The 25,556-nt window shown below is 68.9% G+C and carries 30 protein-coding genes; 11 read left to right on the top strand and 19 right to left on the bottom strand.

Going from position 1 to position 25,556, the window contains the following annotated elements:
* Positions 1-1,363 precede the first annotated feature (1,363 nt).
* On the bottom strand, positions 1,364-2,374 hold the full coding sequence (locus ABGB18_RS13685; RefSeq protein WP_347695828.1) for a CehA/McbA family metallohydrolase: 1,011 nt from the start codon (positions 2,372-2,374) through the stop codon (positions 1,364-1,366).
* Positions 2,375-2,643: 269 nt separating this feature from the next.
* Here ABGB18_RS13685 and ABGB18_RS13680 point away from each other — a divergent pair, with 269 nt between their 5' ends.
* On the top strand, positions 2,644-3,108 hold the full coding sequence (locus tag ABGB18_RS13680) for a hypothetical protein (RefSeq protein ID WP_347695827.1): 465 nt from the start codon (positions 2,644-2,646) through the stop codon (positions 3,106-3,108).
* Positions 3,109-3,470: 362 nt separating this feature from the next.
* Here the strand turns inward: ABGB18_RS13680 and ABGB18_RS13675 are convergent, their stop codons facing one another.
* The 8 genes from ABGB18_RS13675 to ABGB18_RS13640 all read right to left on the bottom strand — a co-directional run bounded on the left by ABGB18_RS13675 (position 3,471) and on the right by ABGB18_RS13640 (position 9,033).
* Complete coding sequence (locus ABGB18_RS13675) at positions 3,471-4,358, bottom strand: hypothetical protein (protein WP_347695826.1); 888 nt, start codon at positions 4,356-4,358, stop codon at positions 3,471-3,473.
* Positions 4,359-4,416: 58 nt separating this feature from the next.
* Positions 4,417-4,860: a peptidase inhibitor family I36 protein gene (locus ABGB18_RS13670; RefSeq protein ID WP_347695825.1), complete on the bottom strand. Its 444-nt coding sequence runs from the start codon at positions 4,858-4,860 to the stop codon at positions 4,417-4,419.
* Positions 4,861-4,873: 13 nt separating this feature from the next.
* Positions 4,874-5,389 carry a hypothetical protein gene (locus ABGB18_RS13665; protein ID WP_347695824.1) on the bottom strand — a complete coding sequence of 172 codons (516 nt, stop codon included), beginning with the start codon at positions 5,387-5,389 and terminating at the stop codon, positions 4,874-4,876.
* A 516-nt stretch (positions 5,390-5,905) separates the two neighbouring features.
* Positions 5,906-6,373, bottom strand: a complete 468-nt coding sequence (locus tag ABGB18_RS13660) for a hypothetical protein (RefSeq protein ID WP_347695823.1) — start codon at positions 6,371-6,373, stop codon at positions 5,906-5,908.
* 172 nt (positions 6,374-6,545) lie between these two features.
* On the bottom strand, positions 6,546-6,725 hold the full coding sequence (locus ABGB18_RS13655) for a hypothetical protein (protein ID WP_347695822.1): 180 nt from the start codon (positions 6,723-6,725) through the stop codon (positions 6,546-6,548).
* Between the two features lie 234 nt (positions 6,726-6,959).
* A complete protein-coding gene (locus ABGB18_RS13650; protein WP_347695821.1) occupies positions 6,960-7,331 on the bottom strand; it encodes a VOC family protein in 372 nt (123 codons plus the stop codon).
* 16 nt (positions 7,332-7,347) lie between these two features.
* A complete protein-coding gene (locus tag ABGB18_RS13645) occupies positions 7,348-7,725 on the bottom strand; it encodes a VOC family protein (protein ID WP_347695820.1) in 378 nt (125 codons plus the stop codon).
* A 186-nt stretch (positions 7,726-7,911) separates the two neighbouring features.
* Positions 7,912-9,033, bottom strand: a complete 1,122-nt coding sequence (locus ABGB18_RS13640) for a S1 family peptidase (protein ID WP_347695819.1) — start codon at positions 9,031-9,033, stop codon at positions 7,912-7,914.
* Positions 9,034-9,237: 204 nt separating this feature from the next.
* On the opposite strand from ABGB18_RS13640, the gene ABGB18_RS13635 reads away from it, so the two are divergent.
* Positions 9,238-9,657: a hypothetical protein gene (locus tag ABGB18_RS13635; RefSeq protein WP_347695818.1), complete on the top strand. Its 420-nt coding sequence runs from the start codon at positions 9,238-9,240 to the stop codon at positions 9,655-9,657.
* Here the strand turns inward: ABGB18_RS13635 and ABGB18_RS13630 are convergent.
* The 3 genes from ABGB18_RS13630 to ABGB18_RS13620 form a co-directional block, all read right to left on the bottom strand.
* Positions 9,651-10,826, bottom strand: coding sequence for an MFS transporter (locus tag ABGB18_RS13630; protein ID WP_347695817.1), 1,176 nt, complete (start codon positions 10,824-10,826; stop codon positions 9,651-9,653). The genes ABGB18_RS13635 and ABGB18_RS13630 overlap by 7 nt on opposite strands.
* Before the next feature lie 116 nt (positions 10,827-10,942).
* Positions 10,943-11,398 (bottom strand): MarR family winged helix-turn-helix transcriptional regulator, encoded by a 456-nt coding sequence (locus ABGB18_RS13625; RefSeq protein WP_347695816.1) that lies wholly within the window; start codon positions 11,396-11,398, stop codon positions 10,943-10,945.
* 18 nt (positions 11,399-11,416) lie between these two features.
* Complete coding sequence (locus ABGB18_RS13620; protein WP_347695815.1) at positions 11,417-11,749, bottom strand: helix-turn-helix domain-containing protein; 333 nt, start codon at positions 11,747-11,749, stop codon at positions 11,417-11,419.
* An 85-nt stretch (positions 11,750-11,834) separates the two neighbouring features.
* On the opposite strand from ABGB18_RS13620, the gene ABGB18_RS13615 reads away from it, so the two are divergent.
* On the top strand, positions 11,835-12,407 hold the full coding sequence (locus ABGB18_RS13615) for an NAD(P)H-dependent oxidoreductase (RefSeq protein ID WP_347695814.1): 573 nt from the start codon (positions 11,835-11,837) through the stop codon (positions 12,405-12,407).
* Between the two features lie 169 nt (positions 12,408-12,576).
* Here the strand turns inward: ABGB18_RS13615 and ABGB18_RS13610 are convergent, their stop codons facing one another.
* Together ABGB18_RS13610 and ABGB18_RS13605 are read right to left on the bottom strand one after the other, a co-directional pair.
* Complete coding sequence (locus ABGB18_RS13610; RefSeq protein ID WP_347695813.1) at positions 12,577-12,834, bottom strand: hypothetical protein; 258 nt, start codon at positions 12,832-12,834, stop codon at positions 12,577-12,579.
* A gap of 112 nt (positions 12,835-12,946) precedes the next feature.
* Entirely contained in the window at positions 12,947-13,456 is a 510-nt protein-coding gene (locus ABGB18_RS13605; protein ID WP_347695812.1) for a VOC family protein, read from the bottom strand.
* 193 nt (positions 13,457-13,649) lie between these two features.
* On the opposite strand from ABGB18_RS13605, the gene ABGB18_RS13600 reads away from it, so the two are divergent.
* The 6 genes from ABGB18_RS13600 (at position 13,650) to ABGB18_RS13575 (ending at position 19,998) form a co-directional block, all read left to right on the top strand.
* On the top strand, positions 13,650-13,838 hold the full coding sequence (locus ABGB18_RS13600; RefSeq protein ID WP_347695811.1) for a hypothetical protein: 189 nt from the start codon (positions 13,650-13,652) through the stop codon (positions 13,836-13,838).
* A gap of 29 nt (positions 13,839-13,867) precedes the next feature.
* Complete coding sequence (xylA, locus tag ABGB18_RS13595) at positions 13,868-15,013, top strand: xylose isomerase (protein WP_347695810.1); 1,146 nt, start codon at positions 13,868-13,870, stop codon at positions 15,011-15,013.
* Positions 15,010-16,479, top strand: coding sequence for an FGGY family carbohydrate kinase (locus tag ABGB18_RS13590; protein WP_347695809.1), 1,470 nt, complete (start codon positions 15,010-15,012; stop codon positions 16,477-16,479). The genes xylA and ABGB18_RS13590 overlap by 4 nt, the downstream gene beginning before the upstream one ends.
* A 158-nt stretch (positions 16,480-16,637) precedes the next feature.
* Positions 16,638-17,294 (top strand): DUF998 domain-containing protein, encoded by a 657-nt coding sequence (locus ABGB18_RS13585; protein ID WP_347695808.1) that lies wholly within the window; start codon positions 16,638-16,640, stop codon positions 17,292-17,294.
* Between the two features lie 56 nt (positions 17,295-17,350).
* The gene (locus ABGB18_RS13580) at positions 17,351-19,624 is read left to right on the top strand and encodes a nitrate- and nitrite sensing domain-containing protein (RefSeq protein WP_347695807.1); all 2,274 of its coding nucleotides are present in this window, start codon (positions 17,351-17,353) and stop codon (positions 19,622-19,624) included.
* A complete protein-coding gene (locus tag ABGB18_RS13575) occupies positions 19,621-19,998 on the top strand; it encodes a DUF742 domain-containing protein (protein ID WP_347695806.1) in 378 nt (125 codons plus the stop codon). Before ABGB18_RS13580 ends, ABGB18_RS13575 begins: the two co-directional genes overlap by 4 nt.
* Positions 19,999-20,041: 43 nt before the next feature.
* Here ABGB18_RS13575 and ABGB18_RS13570 read toward each other — a convergent pair whose 3' ends face one another.
* The 5 genes from ABGB18_RS13570 to ABGB18_RS13550 form a co-directional block, all read right to left on the bottom strand.
* A complete protein-coding gene (locus ABGB18_RS13570; protein WP_347695805.1) occupies positions 20,042-20,614 on the bottom strand; it encodes an ATP/GTP-binding protein in 573 nt (190 codons plus the stop codon).
* On the bottom strand, positions 20,595-20,960 hold the full coding sequence (locus ABGB18_RS13565; protein ID WP_347695804.1) for a DUF742 domain-containing protein: 366 nt from the start codon (positions 20,958-20,960) through the stop codon (positions 20,595-20,597). Before ABGB18_RS13565 ends, ABGB18_RS13570 begins: the two co-directional genes overlap by 20 nt.
* Positions 20,957-21,364, bottom strand: coding sequence for a roadblock/LC7 domain-containing protein (locus ABGB18_RS13560; protein WP_347695803.1), 408 nt, complete (start codon positions 21,362-21,364; stop codon positions 20,957-20,959). The genes ABGB18_RS13565 and ABGB18_RS13560 overlap by 4 nt, the downstream gene beginning before the upstream one ends.
* A gap of 13 nt (positions 21,365-21,377) precedes the next feature.
* The gene (locus tag ABGB18_RS13555) at positions 21,378-23,462 is read right to left on the bottom strand and encodes a nitrate- and nitrite sensing domain-containing protein (protein WP_347695802.1); all 2,085 of its coding nucleotides are present in this window, start codon (positions 23,460-23,462) and stop codon (positions 21,378-21,380) included.
* 224 nt (positions 23,463-23,686) lie between these two features.
* On the bottom strand, positions 23,687-24,544 hold the full coding sequence (locus ABGB18_RS13550) for a PrsW family glutamic-type intramembrane protease (protein WP_347695801.1): 858 nt from the start codon (positions 24,542-24,544) through the stop codon (positions 23,687-23,689).
* 131 nt (positions 24,545-24,675) lie between these two features.
* Between ABGB18_RS13550 and ABGB18_RS13545 the strand changes: the two genes are divergently transcribed.
* Entirely contained in the window at positions 24,676-24,876 is a 201-nt protein-coding gene (locus tag ABGB18_RS13545; RefSeq protein ID WP_347695800.1) for a hypothetical protein, read from the top strand.
* Positions 24,877-24,886: 10 nt separating this feature from the next.
* On the top strand, positions 24,887-25,549 hold the full coding sequence (locus ABGB18_RS13540) for a flotillin domain-containing protein (protein ID WP_347695799.1): 663 nt from the start codon (positions 24,887-24,889) through the stop codon (positions 25,547-25,549).
* Positions 25,550-25,556: the final 7 nt, after the last annotated feature.

The raw sequence follows: 25,556 nt of genomic DNA, 5'->3' as shown, positions 1-25,556 counted from the left end.
CCGTGCCATTAGCGTGCCATTAAGGGCGGTCAACAGGGGTCAGTCACGGTCACTGGCGGACTGCCGGTCGCCCAGGTCGAGGCCGTGGTACTCGAAGATCAGACCGATTTGCAAGCAGGAAGTCAGGCGTCCGAATCTCTCTTAGGCTCCGCCCACCAAAAGGCCCAGGTCGGCCCTGTCTTTCCAGTACCATCGGCTCTCATGATGACCGGCCGTCGGACCTTCCTGGTGCTAGGAACTGTCTTCCTCCTGCTGGCGGCTTTCAGATCATGCGGCGCGATAGAGGGCGGGTCCCCAACACAGCCGATCCGTGAGGTAATGCAGATCTTCGCAATTGCCGGCGTGGGGTTCATGATTGCCGCCGTCGCGATGGCCATTGTTGAGCAACGCGCCCGACGACAGCCCCCATCGGGGACTCAACTCCGGGATGATCACGAAGACCCCGTTTAGTGGTCAGCGGCCGAGGCGAAGTGTCCGATACGTCTGGCGACACACATCCGCCACGTCGCCATAAGCAGCAGAACACTAGGGAGGCACTCCGACTCCGATGCGGGCAAAGGTGCCCACTTGAACATGGCGTCAGTGGTTGAGGCGGCGCCTGTTCATCCCGCTCGCCATCGGCTGGGGGACGAGGTGAGCAGACCAGGGCCGGTCAATGGCAGACGGATGATCAGGAGGCGATTTCTCGCTGTCCGGACCAAGATCGTCATGGGTTGCAGTTTGGGTTGCAGTTCCACGCCGTACCAGCTCGTTCTAGGGTGATCGTCAAACCACATCGGTCCATGTTGAACGTCATGGAACGACAGGCCTCCTAGCTGCTAATGCGGTTTGGGTTTACCGCCCATCCGGGGTTCAAATCCCCGATCCTCCGCACGTGAGAGGGCCCTTCCCTGGGTTTGAGGGAAGGGCCTTTTTGATCTCCAAGGGCGTCATAGTTGCAGCGCTAGTTGCAACGCCTACGGATTTCCCCAGAGAGCGGAGGCGAGCCGTGCCCCCGCGTCGCCCATCAGGGGTGTGGATACGTGGGTGTATCGCTCGGTGGTCGTCACTCGGGTGTGGCCGAGGACCTGCTGTACGACGCGTATGCTCACACCCTGCCGATGAGGAGCGTAGCGGCCGTGTGCCGGGCGTCGTGTACGCGGACTTCCCTGACGACGGCCTGCTTGAGGATGGCCTTCCAGATCTTCCAGTCCTCGGTGCGCTCGATGGGAGTGCCCCCCGTTCCAGACCCTTGCCAGAACCCGGGACCGGTCTCGCGCCCAGCTCAGAGCCGCGACGTCGGATAATCGTTGCACTCCCCAAGCCGACAACGCAGGTCTGATTCCCGCCGCCCGCTCCAATGGCGCGCTGACATTTCGGCCTTTCAGCTCAGGATGATGGGGTTGGTGAGCGCCGCCATGTGCCCGTTGGGATGACGCACCTCGATGCGGACGAACGCCGATTCCTCCGCGCTGGTACGCCACTCCAAGACACCTGATCCATTGCCAGGCAACGATGCGCGGTGCACCGTCCCTCGATCGGTGTGAAAGCTGACGGTGCCGGACAGCACGCCACGGACATCCACCCGCACCCTAGCCGGTCCACCGCGGGTATCCAGCCACCCCCCGATGTCGGCACTGCCTTCACCAGCAGAGACGTGGAGGGACAACTCGACCGAGGCCGATTCGGCGATCCAGCTCCGGCCGGCACGGATGCCGGCGAGGACTGCGTCAGTACTCAGTTCCTCGGCCAGCACGACAGTGTGCGGTCTCCCGATCTGGCCCTCCAGATGGGTATCGCTGTTGCCCATCGCCGGCCGCCACCGTCCACTGCGGATGTCCGCGGCCAGGCCACGACCCCATTCGGCCAGTGCCGCCTCATTGTTCGCCTGCCAAGGCTCATCGGAGATCCACAGCCCGTTCCACACCTCCACCACATCAAATCCCTCGAACGGGTACATGAAGACACCAGAGGGGTACGGCGCGTGCGGGTGGGCCGCCACGCATAGCCCAGCGGCCTCATGTACCCGATCCAGGTGCTTGCCGATCACGTGGTCGGTGACGCCGTACCGCCAGTCGACCACCTGCCCCGGATCGATGCCGAGCGCCAGCCAGTGCCCGGTCCGGCTGGTGGCTTCCTGGCCAATGATCACCAGCAGATCGTCGCCGACGAGCGAACCCCAGGCGCCATGCGCATCTGCGGTGTTGTGCTCAGTGGTCGCGATGAAGTCCAGCCCCGCCGTACGGGCACCGGCCGCAAGCTGCTCCGGTGTCAGCTCTCCACCATTCGAGAGAACCGAATGCACATGGCAGTCACCTCGATACCAGCCACGCCCCTGACCAGCTACCCGCCGCGGCGGGAACTGCGACTCCGTCATCCCATTGTCCGTGACCATCCCGGCAGGGTACCCACCCCAGAGGAGGGAGCCACCAGATCCAAGTGGAGTTCAACGGCCGCCCAGAGCGAACATGGTCACATCCCTTCGAAGCCGCCAGGGTTGCAGTTCGGGTCGCAATACAAGGCCGTACAGAGCCGTTCAGGACGGGCCATCCATACGCATTGACCCGCATTGAACGATCTTGCTGTTCAATGCTGGCAAGTCGGCTAGACAAATGTTGGCTATCAGCCTAGACGGGAGGTGCCGTGGTCCCTAAGTTGAAGGTCATGAAGCTGATGAACCACGATTTGATCTTCGACCAGCCCGACCTCATCTCTCCAAGCGACGGCGACGTCGTCGAAGCCGTCACATGCTTCGCCACCGCCACACGCGTCGGAAAGCAGTGGACCGCCACCGCCGAACTCCCCGGCGGGCGCATCGTCCAGGCCCAGGGCGCGAGCTGGGCAGATGTCAAAGGCAACGTCGCCCAGCTCGTCTTCGACGCTCTCCAGGACGAGCCCGAAGTGATCGGCGTCCACGTCGGCCCCGCCGACTCTGAGGCCAAGGCCGCTCTCGCGGCTGTCTTCGAGGCACGCCAGAAGCGCGTCCTCGCCGAGCAGGCCGAGCGCGACGTCGTCCGCAATGCCGCTCGTCTCCTCACCGCCCAAGGGTGGACCACCCGCGACGTGGGCAGCGCGATGCGCCTGTCCCACCAGCGCATCTCCCAGATCCTCAAGGAACCGAGCGTGTAGCCGGAGCCGCCGTTCCGCCTGTACGCCTGGCTGGGTCGCCACGTCTGGTGGCGGTTCTAGTCGCAATGCCGCGCCGTACAAAGGCGTCCTACCTTGACCGGCGAGGGCGTGCGGTCCAGGTTGAACTGATCAGAATGGCCAGGATCCGAACTGCTCATGCGGTTGGGGTTTACCGTCCATCCGGGGTTCAAATCCCCGATCCTCCGCACGTGAAAGGTCCCTTCCCCGGTTTTGGGGAGAGGGCCTTGTTGATTTCTGCGGGCCTCAGGGTTGCAGTTGTCCGTCAGGGCGGGTCCCGGGGTGCTGGTCCATGCGGTTGCCGGCGTCCTCCATCTGGAGGGTGGTTCTGCAATCTGTGGTCGTCACTCGGGTGCGGCCGGGGACTTCCTGTACGACGAAGGTGCGGATGCTGGCTCGACGGCTGCAAGGGTCTCCTGGGCGAGGCGGAGGGTGATCTCGTTCGCCTGCTTGGCTGCCCGGAGAGCGGTGGCGTTCTGGGCGATCATCGTTCGCTGGAATGCGCTTTCGACGGACAGCCAGATGCCCACCAGGTTGGTCCTCTTCTTGCAGGCGAGGTCGGTACGGGCGGTCGCCAGCTCCTTCTCGGATGTTCCGTCGCGGAAGGCCGGGTCGGCTATGGGGTCGAAGGGCGTGGCGTAGGAGTGGCCGGCGGCGCGCATGCAGGCCGACCAGCCCTCGACGGCGGCTCGTACCCGGGAGTCGATGCGGGAGCGCTGGAAGCTGAGCATGGACAGGTGCTCCGGAAGCGAGGGGTCGGCTCCCGCAGGGGCCATGGCGAGGGCCTTGCGGGCCTCCTCCTGGCAGCCGCCCGGCGGGACGTCGTGGCCGGCGCCGCTGCCGGTGATGACGGCGATGGTGGCGGGGTCCAGAGGCGCGGACTCGGGCGGGTGCCGGGCGGGGTCGCGGGGGCCGAGGCCATAGCCGTAGGAGGCGGCGTCTGCTGCGTCGGTGAGGCCGTAGCGGCGTTCCGTCCACGTTCGCGGGCCGACCAGGGGGCGGGGGGAGGACGTGATGGGAAGGATGCGGCCGTGGCGCTGCGCGCAGCGGATGAGGAGGACGCGGTAGGCGTTCGTCACCGCGAGGCCCTGGATGGGGGAATGCTGATAGTCGTCCAGCGGGAGGCGAAGAGCGGTGCGGTCAGGGGTGGCGGTGCTTCTCGGGAGGGCCTGGGCGCACGATGCGGTGAGGGCCGTGGCGGCTGTCAGCAGGGCGGCGAGGTGGCGGCGCATGGTGGTCTCCCAGAGGGGGCGGCCGCGGGCCCGAGCCCGCGGCCGCCGGGAAAGGGCGTCAGTTCCAGTAGTGGGATTCGGAGTTGTTCGCGAACGTGGGAGCGGTGTTTCCGTAACCGCCCGGTACGAGCCGTCCGCACTGGCCTGACTGGAATGTGTTGGTGCAGATGTACGCGCTCAGGAACAGATGCGCGTTGATGGCGGATTCGTCATTGTTGGCGATGAATGCGTTGTACGTGTGGGTGGCCCACGAAGGGTGCCCGGTAGTGTCCATGTAGGTGAAGTCCGCCATGCGGCCGGTCAGGTTCGGACTCTCGAATACGCACAGGTCGTACCAGTTGCAGACGCCGTCCTCCATGATTGTGGAGATGGGCGGCTTCTGTAGCGCGGTGGAGAGCTTTGACTTGTCGAAGTAGGACGGCTCCGGCTCCGCTTTCGCCGGGGTGGACAGCAGGGTGACGGCGAAGAATGCCAGGAGCACACCGATGATGGCGCGGCGCATTGTCGTCCTTTCCTTAGCAGGCGAGGGTGACCTGGGGAGTGGTGCCGTTCATGACCAGTGGAGAGCCGACGTAGCCGGCCTTGGTGAACACGGCGGTTCCGCCGGCGAAGTAGGTGTTCGTGGTGCCCTGGCACGGCGCACTGGAGTAGTGGATTCCGTAATTGGCCGGGTTGTAGCGCTGAGGGCCGGGATTGATGGAGTATCCGTCCCGGTAGAGAATGATGTACAGGTCGATCGAGTCGACGACGGCGCTGCACTGCACCTCGATCTCGGTACGTACGGCGTTGTACAGGCTGTTGACGTACGGGATGCTGAGGTAACCGCCGCAGGTAATGACGTCCGCCGGCGCGTTGACGCCTTTCGGGGTGTCCGCCTTCCTGGTGAGGGTCATGGTGAACGACTGGGTGGTGGCGCCGCCTTTGAGAGGGACGGACGGCCTTTCAGGAGCGGCGGAGGCCGGGCTGCCCATCAGGACGACGGATAACACGAGCGCGATGGATAAGAACAGCGTGCGAAGAGATACAGTCATTTCTGCGCCTCCCGGGGGAATGGGGATCACGTTGCATTCCGTATGGTGATCGACTGCGCCCGGAGGCGTCTTCGTGATATTGCGTAAAACCCTCTGTTGATTTCTGCCCGGCGTTGTAACAAGGGGTGAAGTCCCGTGTCGGCGGCTGGTTCCCGGTCGCTGCGTGGATGTAAATGGCAGGTGGCGGGGGCCGTCAGCGCATGTGGGTATTCGAATTCAGGCGGGGTTGGGGTGTCCGCGGCCGCGCCGGGGGGAGGCGCAGTGGGTCCGTAGCCGCTGGTTCCGGGATTGCGGAAGCCGTAGGCGCTGCGGACCTCACCCGGCGTGGGCCGCGCGTCGTCACGATGGTGGTACGGCAGCTCGCCGCCGGCGGGCGGCGGGCGGTGCCCACATGGCGCCGGCGGCCGGAGACGTGCCACCCGGAGATTCAGGGGCGATGACGTGCACGTTGTGGCCAGCTTCGGCCAGGACGCTGGCGGTGGTGGGCCTGAGATGCCACCGATGGCGGCGCCTGGGCTATTTGCCGATGTCCAGCAAGACGGTCACGACGACACCGGCCGCAAAAAAGAACGCTCCGCTGATGATGTTCAGCCACATGCCCTGCAGAAAGGATTTCTTGCCGCTCTCCTTCAGCCGGGCCTCCAGCCTCGCATCCAGGAGCTTCTCCACTGCCTGCCGCTGCTCTTCGTGCATCGCGGCCAGGTTCTCGGCGTCTTTCGCCTTTGCCGCCATCTCCTTCGCTGTAGCGGTCCGTGCCGCGATCTCGGCCGTCAACTCGTCCAACAATGTTGTCGATCGCTTGAGGATCTCCGCCAGTTCATCCGCGCGGCTCTCGATCGTCGACGCGCCGGTCGGAAGGACTTCGTCTGCTTTCTTGCGCCGATCGAGCCGATCGCGGAGGGCCGACGCCAGGGCACTTAGCACTCCGGCTACTGCTGAGCCGCCAATGACAGTGGTCAGTAGCTCCAAGCCTTCGAACGCCACGGCGCAGAGACTAAGGCGCTGAGGTCAGCCTGTCGCTGGGAGTGACCAGATCGGGACATACGACTGCGGTATGGGATTCCCTGGGCGCAGGCAGGTGCCCCTATCGAAACCGTTTAGCTCCGACTCGTTCCGGCCGAGCGGCGGACGCGGACGGTGGCGTTGCGGTCCCAGATCAAGGGCCGGAGCCGGGCGGGGTCGGTGGGGGTGCCCTCGATGGAGAGCAGCTTCTCGCGACGGCCACGCGCTGGTGATAGTCCAGGAACGTCTGCACCTCGCCGTCGCTGCGGCAGGGCTCCCAGCGGGGGCCGTCCAGCTCGGTGTAGGACATGCCTTCGTACGTGAAATCACCCATCGTGGCGGCCGTCGGCCCTGAGGTGGTGCCGGTGGAGCTTGAGGCGGTCTCCGGCCTGGCGCGTGCTGGACGGTCTGGGTTGCTTATGCGCCGGCACGGTGGATCAAGATCTTTTCCCTTCCGCTGGTCGACCTCCGAAAAGTGTGTCGTGCGCGGCACGGCGGTTCGACGGGATTTCCGAGCGAGATCGACAAGGGAGCTCCCCCTCCGGAGGGGGAGCCCTCCCTGGGCGGGCTACTGGTCCTGCAGGACGGACAGGGTGTTGCCCGCCGGGTCCTTGAACCAGGCGATCAGCGGGCCGCCACCGCGGAAGATGCCCCGCTCGTCCGCCCCGAGGCCGTCGTAGCGCTCGAACTGCACCCCGCGCGCCACCAGTTCGTCCACCGCCTTCTCGATGTCGTCCACGGGGAAGTTGAGCGTCGTGTACGTGGCCGGCGTGTGATCGTCCTTCGGGTAGACCAGGATGTCGGTCCCGCCCGCCACGTGCAGCGTCAGCAGCCCGTGTTCCTCGGAGACCCGCAGGCCCAGTGTCTCGCCGTAGAACCGTTTCGCGGCCGCGATGTCGTCCACCGAGAAGCCGCTGAACGCCTTCGTCTGACCGAACATGGTTGTCTCCCCCCGCTCACATAGCCGCGCGATGGGCTTCGCTGAGCTGGATGATCTGTACGAAGTTGCCGTCCGGGTCGATCGCGGTCGCGAACAGGCTACCGTCGCGGTCCTCCAGCTCGGCCAGCCACGAGACGCCCGCGCTCTCCATGCGGGCCACGACGGCCCGGGCGTCGGCCACGTCGAAGTTCAGGATCACCCTGCCGGGCTCGGGGTTCTTGTCGGCCACGTCCGTCCGCGTGTCGATGAACAGGTGGAAGTCGCCGAACTTGAGCACCCGGTACCCGTTGACCTCGGTGTTCTCCGCGGGGTCGAGGGCGGTGGCGTACCAGGTGCGCAGTCGCTCGGGGTCGGTGCTGGACAGCAGCAGGCTGCCCAGGACGGGTCGCTGCATCGCGAGCTCCTCTGTCGTTCGGAAGTGCCTTCGAGAGGCCGTTCAGAACGACAGACTCCCCGGGCGACGAAAACTCATCGCCCGGGGAGGGGTCGCCGGCCGGCCGGCGGGCTGTCGCTCCGCCTGCGCGATGGTGGGATCCCCGCGCAGCGCGCCCGGCCGGTGGGCGCGCTGCGCGGGTTTCGGTCAGCCGGTTCGGAGTGTGAGGCCGTAGGCGCCCAGCGCCTCATTGACCGGCTGGTGGTACGTCGTACCACCGACGGAGCAGTTGCCGGAGCCGCCGGACGTCATGCCCTGGGCCTGCGAGCCGGAGATGAACGAGCCGCCCGAGTCACCGGGCTCCGCGCACGCGCTGGTGCGGGTCAGGCCGCTGACCGTGCCCTGCGAGTACCTGACGCTGGCGTTGTGCTGCTGGATGGTGCCGCAGCGCCAGCCGGTGGTCGAGCCGGAGCGGCAGATGGACGAGCCGACGGCGGCCTGGGTGGAGCCGCGCACGGTCACGTTCGCGCCACCGGAGCCGCGTACGTACGGCGTGACGGTGTTGCCGGGAGCGGCGACCCACGCGTAGTCGTTGCCCGGGAAGGACGAGCCCTGGAAGGTGCCCGTCGGCTGGGTGGTCGTGGAGCCGGCCCGGCCGCAGTGGCCCGCGGTGACGAAGCCGGGGGTGCTGCCCCTGGTCACGGAGAAGCCGACGCTGCACCGGCTGCTGCCGATGTAGTACGCGGCACCGCCGATGATGTTGATGAACGTCGTCGGCTGCTCGGCGGTCACCGCCACCGTCACCGCGCTCTTGTCCACACCCGCGGCCGCGACGAGGGCCTCGGCGGCCTCGATCGTGGGCGCCTGGACGGAGACGGTGTTGGCCGCGACGTCGACGTACCACAGGGACGCCTTGGCGCCCTTGGAGACCGCGTCGAGCTGCTGCATGGTCGTGTTGAGCTGGGCCATCGAACGCGCGACGACCACGGGCTGTGCGCCCTGCGCCTGGATGTCGGCCACGGCGGCCGCGTCCGTGGTGGCGACCATGAGCTTGGAGGCGTCGGCGTTCAGCCAGGCGCCGCCGAACGAGGAGCCTAACTTGCTGGTGAGGCTGGCCTCGACGGACATGGCGCGTTCCTCGTTGGCGAGCCGGGTGACGACCTGCGCCTCGGAGAGGCCGAGATCGCGCTCGAGCGCGTCGATCATGGCCGGTGGAGCTGCGGGGGTGGCTGCTTGAGGTGCCGGGTCAGCCAGTGCTGGGCTGAGGGGGGTGGCCAGGGAGACGGCGAGGATGACGCCGCCTACCAGCGCACAGCTTTTACTCAACATGCGCACTCCTCGGGTGGGGGGTGCTGTCAAGTTAACGGCTGCTACGAATCTTGCTTAGATACCAAAGAGACCCTATTTCGGTGATATGGCCATATTCCGGGCTAAGGTCCGAATGGGAAATTTCTGCCTTAAAGGCGAAGTCGCGGCCGGGTGAGTACAGTCGCGTAACTGGAGGTGTTCGCCGTGGGTAATGGTGTTCGTCATGTGATCGGCGCCGGTTTCGGCGTGCTGGCCACGTTGTTGATCACGGCCGGATTTCTGTACAACTCCATCGCCGCGGTCGCCGGTACGGCGCTGCTCATCGGCGTGCTGGCGGGGTCCCGGATGTCGCCGTTCGCCTCGCTGCTGCCGGGCCTGGCCTTCACCGCGCTGGGGGTCGCGGAGCTGGCGCGCCCGGCGCTGGGCGGCGGCGAGTGGCTGTGGTACGACCTGGTGCCGAGCGAATATCTGGCCGGCTATTCGGCCCTGCTCCACACCTGGTCGCTGGTCATCGGCTGCCTGCTGCTGGCCGCCTCGGTCTTCCCCTCGCGCTGGCGGGGCGCCAGGCCGGGGCCTCCCCCTCCGTTCGAGGAGGAGGCCCCTGCGCCGCCGCCGCTGCCCAAGCGGATCCCGTCCCGCTACTGACCCGGCCGCGGTGGCGTCGAGGTGTCAGCCGGGCTCCGCCGGGCCGCGAACAGGGCGATGAGCGCGTACGGCAGGATCAGCAGCGCGAACGTCGTGCCGTGCGACACGTACGGAGACATCGCCCCGTAGCTCGTGTACACGGCGACCGTGAGCAGGCCGTCGCCCAGCCCGGCGACGGACGTGACGGTGGCCCTGGACTCGCCGGTGATGCGCTCCTGGAGCCGGGCGTCGGCCACCACACCGGCGAGCTGGAACGCGCCGAAGGCCACGGCGATCAGCGCGAACCCGGCCACGTGCCCGCTGATCGCCCCCGCGGCCATGGCCAGCGCCGCCAGCGCGATCGTCAGGGCGAACCGGCGGAAGCCGAAGCGCGCCGCGACCCCGGACAGCAGGCCGCCCGCCGTGGCGCCGAGCCACACCAGCAGGACCAGCAGCGGTATGGCCGCTTTGGCCGCGCCCGCCTCCGCCGCGAGGAAAGGGACATATTCCTCCAGCGCCCCCCAGATCGCCGTCACGAAGGCGAGCAGCAGGACCGCGTGCAGCACGCCGCGGTCCGTGCGGGCCTGCTCGACCCCGGCCCGCAGGATCGCCCAGTAACGGCCACCGTCCGCGCCGCCGCCGCGCGTCCTGTGTTCGGGCAGAGCCAGCGCCATGACCGCGCACAACACGCAGGCCAGAACGCTGGCCGCACCGACGGCGAGGTAGCTCCCGGCCGCGAACACCGGCACCGCGAGGCCCATCGCCGACGCGGCGCCGACGAGGCCGATCGAGGTGGCCCGGCCCATGACGGTGACGTAGCGGTCCTGCCGGCCGAGCCGCTCCAGCTCTTCGTAGGACAGGGCTTCGTACGCGCCCGAGACCAGCGCTCCCTGGGCTCCCCAGAGCACGAAGCCCAGCGCGAACACCCAGTAGGACGGGTAGAGGATCCACAGCGCGTAGCCGAGGCCGGCCAGCAGCGGGCCCAGGCAGAGGAGCAGGCGCCGGGACACCGCGTCGGCCCAGGCGCCCGACGGGATCTCCAGCACCATGCCCGTCACCGACCAGATGACGAACAGGGAGGAGGTCTCGGCGACCGATAACCCCGCGTCGTCGAACAGCAGGGCATAAACCGGATAGATAAGGATGAATTCGCTTAGGAGCGCGTAAGCGTACAGCTTCGCGACAAGCATGTGAGGCCTTCCGAGAGGACGAACGGGGACTCCGAGTGCTTGCCGCTCTCGGAGGCCCGCGCGCCTCGCGCCGGCCCCTGGTCAGTCATCAATGTCGCCAGGTCATGTCCAGCAGTCTAACCCGCCCGCGGGGCATCGAGGCGCTCGCGGAACGGACGGCGTTCCAGGGCCTCCACGGTGGCCCTGAGCACCTCGGCCAGCGGCACGGGCAACTCCGCGTCCAGCTCGCGCACCGCCCGCTCGGTCGCCGCCCACTCGGCCTCGATCGCGGGCAGCATGGCGTGGGCCCTGGCGGTGAGGTGGACGATGCGCTGCCGGGCGTCCGCGCCCTTCTCCAGGGTGACCAGGTCGCAGCGCCGCATCTGCAGCACCGTCTGGCTGGCCGCCGAGTGTGTCACGCCGATCGCCGTGGCCAGGTCGCGGATGGCCATCGGGCCCCGCGACACGAGCGTGCGGACGACGGGGGAGAAGCGGGGGCGGTATTCGGGCAGCCCGAGGTCGGTGTAGAGGTCGGTGATGGCGCCGTCCATCAGCTCGTGGACGTGACGCAGCAACGTGCCCAGGCCGGTCATGGGATCACGCCCCGGAACCTAGGCGGACCTCGTCTCGGGCAGCGGGATCCACTTGTGCGCCCACGTCACCAGCTCGTCCAGCACCGGGCGCAGCTCCTGGCCCATCTCGGTCAGGTGGTATTCCACCCGCACCGGCGAGGTGGCCAGCACGCGCCGCTCGATGAGGCCGGCGGCCTCCAGCTCGCGCAGGCGCCGGGCCAGCATCGTGTCGTTGATGCCGGGGATGGCCGCCTTGAGGTCGGCGTAGCGGTGGGCGCCCTTGAAGATCATGTGGATCAGTGCCCCTGACCATCGGGCGCCGATGAGCTCGAGGGCGGTGTGGAAGCGCACGCAGACGGAGGTGAGGCTCACGGCCCGATCCTAGCATTTGCTAAAGAATGTCAAGTAGCTCAATAATGTTGAGCTACTACTACATCGCGAGTTTCCTGGAGAAGTCATGGACAAGCCCGTCTTGCAGATCATCGTCGCCAGCACCCGTCCAGGTCGCGCGGGGCGCGGCGTCGCCGATTGGTTCCACGACAGGGCGGTGGAGTCAGGGGCCTTCGAGGTCGAGTTGGTCGACCTGGCCGAGGTCGGGCTGCCGTTCATGGACGAGCCGCACCACCCCAGGCTCAAGCAGTACGTCAATGCGCACACCAAGGAATGGAGCGCCACCATCGAGCGCGGCGACGCCTTCGTGTTCGTGACCCCCGAGTACAACCACAGCTTCAACGCCGTGCTGAAGAACGCCCTGGACTACCTGCACCACGAGTGGCACCACAAGCCGGTCGGGTTCGTCAGCTACGGCGGCGTCTCCGGCGGCACCCGGGCCGTGAACGGCCTGCGCCAGGTCACCGCCTCCCTGAAGATGGTCCCGGTGCTGGAGGGGGTCATCATCCCGTTCCTGCCGCAGTTCAGGGACGAGGAGGGTAACCTGCGCCCCAACGACCTCATGAACTCCGGCGCCGACGCCATGCTCGCCGAGCTGGCCAAGCTCACCGGGGCGTTGCGCCCGATGCGGCTCGGCTGAGTCACGCCGCGGGACGTGGCGCTGGCAGTAAGTGTGGCGGTCGAGGACGCCGACGGCGTCGCGCTGCGCACCAGGCCGGCACCACAACTGCCGCTCGACGCCTTCCCGTCCTTCGGGGACCGGAAGGGGCTGATCGAGATCACCCGGGGCGGGCGGAGCCGTCGTCGTGTCAGGCGGGGCGGGCGGGGCCGTCGTCATCGTCGTCATCGTCCAGCGCGTGCAGGGCACGTTCGAACGCGTCGCTCACCGGTCGCAGCGCCTGCGAGAACGCGTTGACGAGCGGACTGAAGATCTCGGTCACCTCGGACACGAGGTCGGGACTCTTGTTCTCGGGAGGCGCCCAGCGCATGGCGTCGGCGCTTAGAGTCTCCCACTCGTCGACGACACCGTCGATGGCGTCGAGCACGTGATCTGGATCGCTTGGCATGACCGCTCTCCATGAAGGGTTTCCGTGGAGGGTGTTCCGTTGACGTCTCCGTGGCGGGAGGAGCCGGACACTCCCACGGTACTTCAGGACGGGATCGACACGCCGACGCGCTTCAGGCGGGGATCGACACGCCGACGCCGCCGCGGGTCTGGGCGCCGTACCGCTCCTTGTCGGCGGACAGGTCGAGCGGGCGGATGCTGGACCGCGCGGCCAGGGTCTCGTCGGTCAGCAGCGAGGCCGGAACCAGCCACGACACCTCGAACTCCAGCCCGTCCGGATCCCGCGCGTAAAGCGCCTTGGTGGTGCCGTGGTCGGAGGAGCCAACCAGGGCGTCCAGTTCGGCCAGCTTGGCCGCGACGCGCTCCAGCTCCTCCAGGGTGTCGACCTCCCACGCCAGGTGGTAGAGGCCGACGGAGGTGCGCCCGGCGGGGGAGGCGGTCGCGTCCGCGCCGATCTGGAACAGGCCGAGGTCGTGGTCGTTCGTCGAGCCGGGAGCCTGCAGGAAGGCGGCGCCCCGCATGCCCATCACGACCTCGAAGCCGAGGGCCTCACGGTAGAAGGCGACGCTGCGTTCCACGTCGCGGACGTAAAGGACCGCGTGGTTGAGCCGTTGGACGGGCATGGGGTACCCCCTTTGACGAAGTCCGGTTCGAGTATATGAGCCTTCAACTAAATCGAGAGGGGGCCGGTCGGTTGGATGGGGACGGCGGCCACGAGGGATTCGTGTCACCGTCACGAACACGCGGGCCGGGGGTGGCGCGAACTGTCATGCGGAGGCCGTAGCGTTCTGCGGGTACCCGGACGAGGAGAGGCCGATGCACGACACCGAAGAGGCACTGTTCAGGACGGTTCACGGGATCGCCGGCCGGTTCGCGGGACAACCCGTGCCCGTGGTCATGGACGCGCTGCTGCGCCACCTGCCCAAGGCTCCCGGACTCGAGGTGGCGGAGATCCGCAAGATCGCGGAGGAGATCAGCGTCGGGCGTGATCCCTCGGGCTTGTGAACAACTGATCGCCGGGGGAGCATCGAACCATGTACGAGCCAACCCCTGACGATCGATTCACCTTCGGTCTGTGGACGGTCGGCTGGCAGGCGCGCGACCCCTTCGGCGACGCCTCCCGGGCGCCGCTGGATCCGGTGGAGAGCGTGCACCGGCTGGCCGAGCTGGGGGCTTACGGTGTGACTTTTCACGACGACGACCTGCTGGCGGTCGAGCCCGACCGCGACCGGGCGATCGCGGCGTTCAGGAAAGCGCTTGCGGAGACCGGGCTGAAAGTGCCCATGGCCACCACCAACCTCTTCACCCATCCCGTCTTCCGCGACGGGGCCTTCACCAGCAACGACCGTGACGTGCGGCGGCACGCGCTGCGCAAGGTCACGCGTAACCTCGACCTGGCCGCCTCGCTGGGGGCCTCCACCTACGTCTGCTGGGGCGGCCGGGAAGGGGCGGAGTCCGACGCGGCCAAGGACGTGCGCTCGGCGCTCGCCCGCTACAAGGAAGCCATCGACCTGCTCTGCGACTACGTACGCGAGCGCGGCTACGACATCCGCTTCGCCATCGAGCCCAAGCCCAACGAGCCCCGCGGCGACATCCTGCTGCCCACGATCGGGCACGCGCTGGCGTTCATCGGCGAGCTGGAGCACCCCGAGATGGTGGGCCTCAACCCCGAGGTCGGCCACGAGCAGATGGCCGGCCTCAACTTCGTGCACGGCATCGCCCAGGCCCTCTGGCACGGCAAGCTGTTCCACATCGATCTGAACGGGCAGCACGGGCCCCGCTTCGACCAGGACCTGGTGTTCGGCCACGGCGACGTGATGAGCGCCTTCTTCCTGGTGGACCTGCTGGAGCACGGCGGCTACGACGGGCCGCGGCACTTCGACTACAAGCCTTCGCGTACGGAGGACCGCGACGACGTGTGGGTATCGGCCGCGGCCAACATGCGGACATACCTGATACTTCGCGACAAAGCCCGAAATTTTAGAGCTGATCCGGAAGTGCGGGAGGCATCGCGGGCCGCCCGCGTGGACGAACTCGGGCTCCCCACCCTCAACCGCGGCGAGACCCTGGCCGACCTGGCGAGTGACGAATTCGACGTCGAGGCGGCCGCCGCGCGCGGTTACCATTTCACCCATCTCAACCAGCTTGCGCTGGAACACGTGTTAGGAGTTCGTGGGTGACGCTGGTCGCTGGGGTCGATTCGTCGACCCAGAGTTGCAAGGTCGTCATTCGGGACGCGGAGACGGGCGCGCTGGTGCGCCAGGGTCGTGCCGCCCACCCCGACGGCACCGAGGTCCACCCGTCGCACTGGTGGACCGCGCTTCTGCGGGCGCTGGAGGAGGCCGGCGGGCTGGACGACGTGGCGGCCATCAGCGTGGCCGGCCAGCAGCACGGCATGGTCTGCCTGGACGAGTCCGGCGCCGTCGTGCGCGAGGCCCTGCTCTGGAACGACACGCGCTCCGCCCCCGCCGCCCTCGACCTGGTGACCGAGCTGGGCGGGGCGCAGGCGTGGGCCGACGCGGTGGGCCTGGTGCCCGTGGCGTCGTTCACCGTGACCAAGCTGCGCTGGCTGGCTGAGCACGAGCCGGACAACGCCCGGCGCACGGCGGCCGTGTGCCTGCCTCACGACTGGCTCACCTGGCGCCTGGCGGGCGCGCTGCGCGCCGGGGGCCTCGACGCGGCGGGCGGCTTCGACCTCCCGTCGGGCGGCTTCGACATCTCGTCCTGGGCGGACGCGCCGCCGCCGCCCCTCGACCACCTCACCACCGACCGCGGCGACGCCTCCGGCACCGGCTACTGGTCCCCGGCGACCGGCGCCTACCGTACCGACCTGCTCAAGGCCGCCTTCGGGTCGGTCCCGCTGCTGCCCCGGGTGCTGGGCCCGGCGGACGAGGTGGGCGCCGCCACCGGGGGCGCCGGACGGGTGCTGATCGCGCCTGGCACGGGCGACAACATGGCCGCCGCGCTCGGGGTGGGCGCCCGGCCGGGCGACGTCGTGGTGTCGCTGGGCACGTCCGGCACCGTGTTCGCGGTCACCGAGTCGCCCAGCGCCGACCCCACGGGCACGGTCGCCGGGTTCGCCGACGCGACCGGGCGCTTCCTGCCGCTGGTGGCCACGCTCAACGCCGCCCGCGTCATGGATGCCGCCGCCCGCATCGCCGGGGTGTCGCTGGACGAGCTGAGCGACCTCGCGCTGCAGGCCCCGCCGGGGGCGGGCGGGCTGACGCTGGTGCCCTACCTGGAGGGCGAGCGCACCCCCAACCGCCCGACCGCGACCGGCTCGATCCACGGGCTCAGCCTGGCCACCGCGACCCCGGCCCACCTGGCCAGGGCGGCCATCGAGGGCATGCTGTGCGGCCTGGCCGACGCCCTGGACGCGATGAGCATGCGGCCGGAGCGGGTGCTGCTGATCGGCGGCGCGGCCCGCTCGGAGGCGGTCCGCCGTATCGCCCCCACGATCTTCGGGGTCCCGATCACGGTCCCGCCACCGGCCGAATACGTCGCCAACGGCGCCGCCCACCAGGCCGCCACCCTCCTCACCACCCCATCCTGGGAAGCCGAGAACACCCAGACGTATGCGGCCGCCCCCGTCCCAGACATCCGCACCCGCTACGCGCGCGCCACCGCGCACATCCTCGACGCCTAAGAAACCCATCTTTTACGGCAGAGCACGGTGGGCTCCACCCACCGCCCACCGTGCTCTGCCGTAAAGAAAGACAGACAGAAATCAGGGTTGGGTCAGGGGTGGTGCCGGATGTCGGGCACCCCGGTGGGGGCGGAAGAGTGGGGGGCATGCTGCCCCGCATGGCCTCGTCAGTCGCGTTCGGGTCGATCGTGTGCTCGCTGATCGTCACCGTGATCAGCCAGATCGGCCTGGGTTCCCGCGTGGATCTCGTCAACGTCACCGTGAGTGAATTCGCCATGTCCGAGGGTGGTGGGGTCGTCGCGGCCGCGATGGCGGTGCTCGGGGTTGGATCACTGGTCCTGGTGGTGGGGTTGCGGGCGGCGGGTGCTCCCGTCAGGGGGTTGCCCGAGAGGCTGCTGGTGGTCTGGTCGGGGGCGCTGGTGGTGGCGGCGCTCGTTCCGGCCACGCCCCTCGGCGCGGACCCCGACCTGGCGGCTCAGATCCACCGGTACGCGTCCATGGCGGCCTTCGTGAGCCTGCCGGCCGCCGGCGCGCTCCTGGTCCCCAGGCTGACCTCTGACGCCCGCTGGAAGCCCGTGGCGCGGGTCGTGGAGTGGGTGGCGCTGGCGGGCGGGTTCGGGCTGCTGGCGATCACATACGTGGCGCTGCCGGGCGACCGGGTGATGATCGGTCTGGTCGAGCGGCTCCTGCTGGGCGCCGAGGTGGCCCTGCTGGTCGTTCTGGGGGGCTGGCTGGTCCGGCTGGCCTGGCTACCGACCGCAGCGAAGGGCGTCAATTTCCCGACATATCACAGATTTATCGCTAGTCGATCTTAAAACCATCCGTTTCGGTGCTATTCTCTCCCGCGATCTTCTATCCGGGAGCAGGTGTCATGGCATCGGGCAGATCCATCAGATTCAAGATCTCGACGCTGCTCGTCATCCCGCTGATCTCCCTGGTCGCGCTCTGGGGTTTCGCCGCCAGCACCACGTCGGGAGAGGCTCTCAACCTGCTCAAGGTCGGGACCATCTGGGAGAACATCATCGCTCCCGCCGACAACCTGGTCTCCAACCTCCAGGTCGAGCGCCTGGCCTCGGCCGAGCGGCTCGCGGGCACCGCGCGCGACGCGGACACGCTCACCAAGGCGCGGGCCGGTGTGGACGCCGGCATCACGAGGCTGCGCCGGCAGGCTCTGGCGGATGACACCCAGTCGGTGCTCACGCCGGACATGAAGACGCAGCTCCAGACCCTGTTCGGGGCGATCGACCGGCTGCCGGACATCCGGCGCAGGGTGGACGCGCGCCAGCTCGTGCCCAACGGCCTCGTCACCGAGTACGCGAAGGTCTCCGACGAGGTGCACCTGCTCTACTCCCGGCTGACGATCAGCACCGACCTGGAGCTGGCACTCCAGGCGCAGGGCCTGATCTCCGCCGACGAGGTACGCGAGCTGCTCAACCGCGAGCACGCCCTGCTCGTCGCCTCGAACGGCAAGGCCGCCATGCGCGACGTGCACCTGCTGGCGGGCATCGACGGCACCCGGACGTACCTCTTCCCCAAAGCGCTGGCCAGCCTCGACACCGAGCTGCGGGCCCCCTTCGAGAAGCTCTACTACTCCAGCCGGTACGTCACGATGGAGAACCTCCTGGAGGGCTACGTCTCCGGCCAGCCGGTGGACGTCGAGCTCTGGCGGGGCATCGCCGACCCGATCGGGCGGGAGTTCACCCAGGCCGTCAGGAACACCGGCGAGAGCCTGCGGGCCCGGATGGAGCCCGCCGGCATGGGCGTCCTGGTCCGGGCCGGCGTCGCGGGCGCGCTCGGGCTGATCGCGGTCGTCTTCTCCGTCTTCATCTCCGTCCGGGTCGGTCGCCGGATCACCCGTGAGCTGGCGGCGCTGCGCCGTACCACGCTGGATCTGGCCGAGATCAGGCTGCCCGACGTCGTGACGAAGCTGCGCAAGGGCGAGCCGGTGGACATCGGGGCCGAGGTGCCTTCCATCCGCGTCGCCGAGCACGCCACCAGCGAGGTCAGCGACCTGGCCTCGGCGTTCGACAGCGTTCAGAGCACGGCCGTGGACGCCGCCGTCGAGCAGGCCAGGCTGCGTGAGGGCGTGTCCGAGGCGCTGCGCAACCTGGCCCGGCGCAGCCAGTCGCTGCTGCAGCGCCAGCTCAAGATGCTGGACGAGATGCAGAGCCAGACCGAGGATCCGGAGGCCCTGGAGCGGCTGTTCAAGCTCGACCACCTGACCACCCGCATGCGCCGCCACGCCGAGGGCCTGGTGCTGCTCTCCGGCGGCAGCGCGGGCCGCAGGTGGCGCGGCGTCATCCCGATGGAGGACGTGCTCAGCGGCGCGGCGGCGCAGGTCGAGGAGTACACCCGGGTACGCGTCTACCCGATGCCCGAGGTCGGCGTGTCGGGCGCCGCCGTGGCCGACCTCATGCACCTGTTCGCCGAGCTGATCGAGAACGCGGCCTCCTTCTCCTCGCCCGGCAACGAGGTCTCCGTGCGCGGCGAGATGGTCGGCAGGGGCTTCGCCGTCGAGATCGAGGACCGCGGCCTGGGCATGGACGAGCCCACCCGGCGGGCCATCAACGACCGCCTGGCCAGCCCGCCGGACTTCGACCCCGCGCAGACCGAGCGGCTGGGGTTCGCGGTGGTCGGCATGCTCGCCTCCCGGCACGGCATCCAGGTGACGGTCAAACCCTCTCCGTACGGGGGCACGACCGCCATCGTGCTCGTGCCCGCCACGCTGGTCGAGGCGCTGGCGACCCCGGTGCAGCCGCTGGAGTTCGAGTCGGTCTCCGTGTCCGTCATCAGGTCGGAGCCCACGGGGCCGGGCGAGCTGCCACGCCGGATCCGTACCAGTAAGCGTGGCACCACCGTCGCGCTGCCGCAGCAGGACCCGACGGGGCTGCCCCAGCGCGACCGGCAGGCGGACCTGCCGCAGCGTGACCGGCAGACGGGGCTGCCGCAGCGTGACCGCCGGAAGGGGCTGCCGCGGCGGGATCGGGAGACGGGCCTGCCGCAGCGGCTCAAGGAGGCGCCGTCCGCCGCGCCGCCGGCCGAGGAGCGCTCACCCGAGGAGGCCAGGGCGCTGCTCTCCTCGCTCCAGGCCGGCTGGCAGCGCGGGCGGCAGGACAGTGACCAGGATGGGGGAACTGAATCGTGAGCGGCGAGCACGAGTGGATAGACGAGGAGGCGGGCCCCGTCGTGCGGCCGTACGCGGTCACCCGCGGGCGCACCAGGCCCACGTCCTCGTCCTCCCTCGACCTGCTGGCGATCGTCGCCTCGACGCGATCGCCGGCCCCCGCCAACGCCGACCTGGGCGTGCAGCACCGGCGGCTGCTGGGCTGCGTGGCGGCGCAGAACAGGCCCGTCGCCGAGGTCGCCTCGGAGCTGGGCCTGCCGGTCGGCGTGGTCAGGGTGCTGTTAGGGGACCTGCTCGAACACGGGCTGGTCACGGTGCGCCAGCCGCGCGACAAGGCCACCGCGGCGACGGAGAGCCTGCTCCAAGAAGTGATCAACGGCCTCAGAGCGCTCTGAGCAGCCCCGGGGTGACCGGGGCCGATTTTCCGCCGGGGCAGGGCTAGTTCGCCGAGGCCAGCGTCCTCAAGGAGTGCTCGACCAGCGCGATCATGACCTCCTTGGCCGAGGCGCGGCGGCGCACGTCGCACAGCAGCACCGGCACGTCATCGTCCAGGTCGAGCGCGATGCGCACGTCGTCCACGCTGTGCCGGTCCGCGCCGTCGAAGCAGTTGACCGCCACCACGAACGGCGTGCCGCGCTGCTCGAAGTAGTCCACGGACGGGAAGCAGTCGGTCAGCCGCCGGGTGTCGGCGATCACGACCGCGCCCAGCGCGCCGTAGGACAGCTCGTCCCACATGAACCAGAACCGCTCCTGCCCGGGTGTGCCGAACAGGTAGACGACCAGCCCATCGCGGATGGTGATGCGGCCGAAGTCCATCGCCACGGTCGTGGTGTTCTTGCCCTCCACCCCGTCGAGGTCGTCGATGCCGATCCCGCGGTCGGAGAGCACCTCCTCCGTGCGTAGCGGCTTGATCTCGCTGACCGCCCCGACCAGTGTGGTCTTGCCGACGCCGAACCCCCCTGCGACAAGAATCTTCAGCGCGACGGGGTCCTCAGAGAGCACGGAGTCCATTGATCACTTCCTTGAGAATGCGCTCATTCGACCGCGCCCCTCCTGCCGAGGACGACGTCACCGAGATGAGGCCTTGGTCACGCAGGTCGCCGAGCAGCACCCGGACGACACCGACGGGCAGGTCGAGCTCGACGGCCAGGTCGGCCACCGAGATCGGACCACGAGCCGCCCGCAGGATGAGTTGCTGTTCTGGGCCGAGCTCGCCGGGCGGCGGATCGCCGACGGCACGCACGGTCGCCACGAGGTCGAACGCGTCTCCGGAGGAGTGCGTACGGCCGCGTATGAGAGCATAAGGCCGGACGATCGGTCCCGCCTCCTCATCGAACCACTGCGGGCTATCGCTCATGACGCTCCAGCGCGCGGGTTGGTGGTGATGTGCTGGCCCACCCGCTTGACCAGCATCGCCATCTCGTAGGCGATGTGGCCGACGTCCACGTTCGCATCGGCGATCACGGCCAGGCAGGTGCCCTGTCCCGCCGCGGTGACGAACAGGAACGCCGACTCCATCTCCACGATCGTCTGGCGCACGTCGCCGCCGCCGAAATGGCGCCCGGTGCCGCGGGCCAGGCTCTGGAAACCGGCCGCCACCGCCGACAAGTGCTCGGCGTCCTCACGGGACAATCCCTTGGAATAACCGATGGCGAGGCCGTCGGTCGACAAGATGACCGCCTGGCGCACCGCGGCGACCCTGGTGGCAAGGTCGTCCAGCAACCAGTTCAGCTCACCGGTGTTGGTGGTCGGCACACTCATGCATCCCCCTTAGTCATGGCCCCTCCTCAGAGGCTTCTTCTCTGGCGCGTTGGGTTCCCCGCTGGAAGGCGGAGAACAGGTCGCGTACCTCCTCGGGAGAGCGTTCGGCCGGCTCCTCCTGCTCCGGCGCCGCGGTCCCCGGCCGTTCCGGCTCGGACGACGCATCCTGGAGCTCGGGCGCCAGATTGGCCTGGCGCACTCGCCTGGGGAGCCCGGCGTGGGTGCCCGAGGTGACCACCGCGAGCGCCTTCTTCCTCGTGCGGCTGGGCAGCGCGGCCCGATCGTCGCCGGCGCCCGCGAGCCGGCCGTGCGGGGCCGGTGTCGCCGGGTCGGCCAGCAGCGTACGCGGCACGAGCACGATGGCCGTCGTGCCGCCGAAGGGGGAGCGCCGCAGCAGCACCTTGATCCCGTATCGCTCGGCCAGCCGGGCCACCACGAACAGGCCCAGCCGGTCGCTGTCGGCCAGGTCGAACTCGGGCGGGTCGGCCAGCAGCGCGTTGAACGCGGCGTACTCGGCCTCCGTCAGCCCGAGCCCTCTGTCCTCCACCTCGATGGCGTAGCCGTTGCTCACCACGTCGCCGCGCACCTGGACCATGGTGGCCGGCGGCGAGTAGATGGTGGCGTTCTCGATCAGTTCGGCCACGAGGTGGGTGAGGTCGGCCGCGGCGGTCCCGTCGACCGCGCCGTCCGGCATCGTCTCCACGGTGACCCTGGTGTAGTCCTCGACCTCGGCCACCGCGGCCCGCACGATGTCGATCACCGGCACCGGCCTGCGCCAGGCCCGTCCGGGCGCGGCGCCGGAGAGGATCATCAGGCTCTCGGCGTGCCGCCGCATGCGGGTGGTCAGGTGGTCCAGGCGGAAGAGCTCCTCCAGCCGGTCGGGGTCGTGCGTACGGCGCTGCATGCCGTCCAGCAGCGCGAGCTGGCGGTGCAGCAGACCCTGCTTGCGCCGGGCGAGGTTGAGGAAGACCTGCCCGACCCCGCGCCGCAGCGCGGCCTGCCCGACGGCGGCCGTCACGGCGGTGCGCTGCACGGAATGGAAGGCCCGGGCCACGTCGATGATCTCGGCGGAACCGCTCACGTTGATCTCCCTGACCTCCTTCCGCACGTCCACATCCACGTCCTCGCCCCTGCGCAGCCGCGTCACGATGTCGGGCAGCCGCTGCTGCGACAGCTCGACCGCGGCGGAGCGCAGCCCGGCGAGCTCGCCGCCCAGGCGACGACCGAAGCGTACTGAGATGATGATCGACGCGAGCACCGTGATCAAACCGAGGACGCCCGCGACGGAGATCCGCACGATGCTTCCCGTGGCGGCCTCGGACGCGCGCGCGGCCAGGGTGTCGGACGAGGTGACGCCGAGCTCGTCGAGGCGGGCGGTGAGCCGGTCGATCGTCTCGTGCCAGCCGGCGGCGTCCGGCGGCGGCGTCCCGGTCCTGACGATCCGCGCCTCCATGATGGCGAAGGTCAGGAACGGCTCGGTGGCGAAGACCTGCTCGTACGGCCGGCGCAGCGCTACGTCGAGCCCGGCGAGCCCGCGCGCGTGCAGGAACTTCCTGGAGGCCGCGTACTCGGTGAAGGCCGCCTTCTCCGGCTCGGTGAGGCGTTTGTCGGACAGCGCGCCGATGATGAGGGCGTGCTCCCTGGCGATGTACTCCCTGGCCATGCCCGCGGCCTGCAGCGAGGACGCCTGCTGGTAGATGTCCAGGTCGGAGACGGTGACCAGGTGGTCGTAGAGCAGGAAGATCGAGTCGAGGACGCGGTTGTACTCGTTGAGCCCGTCCAGGCGGGAGCCGAGACCGCCGTCGATGTCGGCCCTGATCGGGCCGAGCCGGTCGAGCTCGTCGTTCAGGACGCCGAGCGGGACGCGCAGGTCGTCGCTGACGGCGTCGCCGGCCTTGGTGACGGCCTGCCGGAAGTCGTTCACCGACTTGTCGGTGCGGGCGCGCTGCCCGTGGAGCACCTCGGGGAGCTCACGCGTTGTGAGCGCCTCCGAGGAGCGCACGCGTTCGGCCTGCAACTGAAGTCCCAGGTCGAGGGAGGTGACGCCGAGAGTCTGGTACAGCGTGTTCGCGCGGAGCAGTGACTGCGCGTCGCCCATCGTGAGATTGAGGACGAAACCCCAGAGCGCACTCAGAGACAGAAGGGGTAGCAGCAGCAATAAGAAGATCTTGAACCGAATTGACCGGTTTCGCGAGCCCATGTCCCAACCTCGAGTCGGGGGCATTTCCACACCTTGTGTAAATACACCTCCGGAAGATCGCATAGGAGACTAGCACCGTTTATGGCTCCGGTGCAGTGGGAGGAACACGTTCATTACCGTGATTATTGATGCCTGATCTCCCGGTCCCGGCGGCCCCGGCCGAGCACTGTCGTCAGCCACAGCACCCCTACCAGCGATATCACGATGAGTCCGGCCCAGTGCAACAGCGTGTACACGTGCACCTGCCAGTCGGTGACGTTGGGGACCCGGCCGATCCGCAGGAGCTGGAACTGCCACCGCTGGCCGAACAGCACCAGGGTCACCGCGATGGCGATGGCGGTCATCGAGTCCCACAGGGCGTGCAGCAGCGAGACGCCGAGGAAGCTCAGCACCACGGGGAACGTGATCCGCCCGCCCGCGGCGAACAGCACGCCGCCGAGGATCGCCGTCCACAGGCCGTGCCCCACGGGCGCCAGGACGCCCCGCAGCACCTCGGTTTCGACGAGCTCGGGCAGCGACAGGCCTTCGGTGGTGAACAGGGAGTTGAAGGCGTATCCCGCGCTCTCGAAGGAGGAGAAGCCGAAGCCGACGGTCCCGCCGAGCACCACGCCGTCCCGGGCCGTACGCAGCGTCATGCGCCTGGTCACGAACATGAGCGCGGCCAGCTTGACGCCCTCCTCGATCAGGCCGACCAGGACGTACATCACGATCGAGGGCCGGATCAGCCAGCTCTCCAGCAGCGAGGCGCCCAGCACGCCCAGCACGCCGCCCACCACGAACGCCATGAACAGCAGCTCGACCGTGACCCGCGCCGAGCGGCCCCGCCCGTAGGCCCAGACCACGAACGTCACGGGCACCAGGAAGCTGCCGAGCAGCACCACGGTGGGCACCAGGTTGGAGTTTCCGGTCAGGCCGGTGACGATCACGGTGGCGAGCCACAGCGTGAATCCGATCAGGAAGACCCGCGCCCACTGCCTCATGGCATGATCATCGGCAGGCCGCCGTCGAAGCCGGGCCGGGGCGCGCGGCGCTTCGAGAAACTTTTTGCGCGCCCTATTACCGCGAATGCCCGTTTGGAGTAGCGTCCGGCGTATCACGACGGGGGAGTCCGGTGGTCGGCAAGCAGGGCAGGGTCACAGGGAGGATCGGCCCGGGGCTCGTCGGCGAGGTGATGATCCCCATCAGAGGCGGTGTCGAGGCCTTCTACGCCCACCCCAGCGTGCCGGACGAGGAGTTCCCCATCGGCACCCTGGGGATCGTTGTGGAGTATTTCCCGCCACGCACCGTTTACGTGGCCAGAGCACTCGCTTAGGAGGGGCCGGATGTCCGCCGAGCTGGAGGCCCAGCTTGCCGAGCAGCGGCTCCAGTCGCAGGTGCGCAAGCCGGCCGACGCCAAGGCGTACGAGACCGTCACGCTCTCCCAGGCCGAGCGCGACGCGCGCATCGCCCACGCGGAGGCCGAGGCCAGGGAGACCGAGCTGCGCGCCATCGCGCAGGCCAACCAGGTCAAGGTGGCCGCCGCCGCGGACGCCGAGTCCGTACGGCTGCGCGGCGAGGCCGCGGGAACGGCCACGAAGATCGCCGGTGAGGCCGAGGCCCAGGCCGCCCAGGCCCGCGGGCGGGCCGCGGCGGCGGCGGCCAAGGCGCTGGGCCTGGCCCAGGCCGAGGCGGCGCAGGCCAAGGGCCTGGCGGAGGCGCAGGCCATCAGCGCCCGGGCCCAGGCGCTGAAGGAGAACCAGGAGGCGGTCATCGCCCAGCAGCTCGCCGAGCGCTGGCCGGAGGTCGTGAAGGCGGGCGCCGAGGCGTTCGCGAACGTCGACCACATGGTGGTGCTGAACGGCGCGCAGGGCGTCGAGGAATTGCTGGCCAAGGCGCTCACGCTGGGCGGCACCGGATTGGGCCTGGCCAGGGCACTGCTCAATGGCGCCAATCCGAACAACGGCGAAGCCGAAATTACTCGTAAACCCGCTGAATCCCGCGAATAGCGACGTT

Source organism: Nonomuraea sp. B12E4, from assembly GCF_039871825.1.
GTDB lineage: Bacteria > Actinomycetota > Actinomycetes > Streptosporangiales > Streptosporangiaceae > Nonomuraea.
The sequence above is the reverse complement of the archived record's forward strand: the minus strand, read 5'-3'. Positions and strand labels throughout refer to the sequence as shown.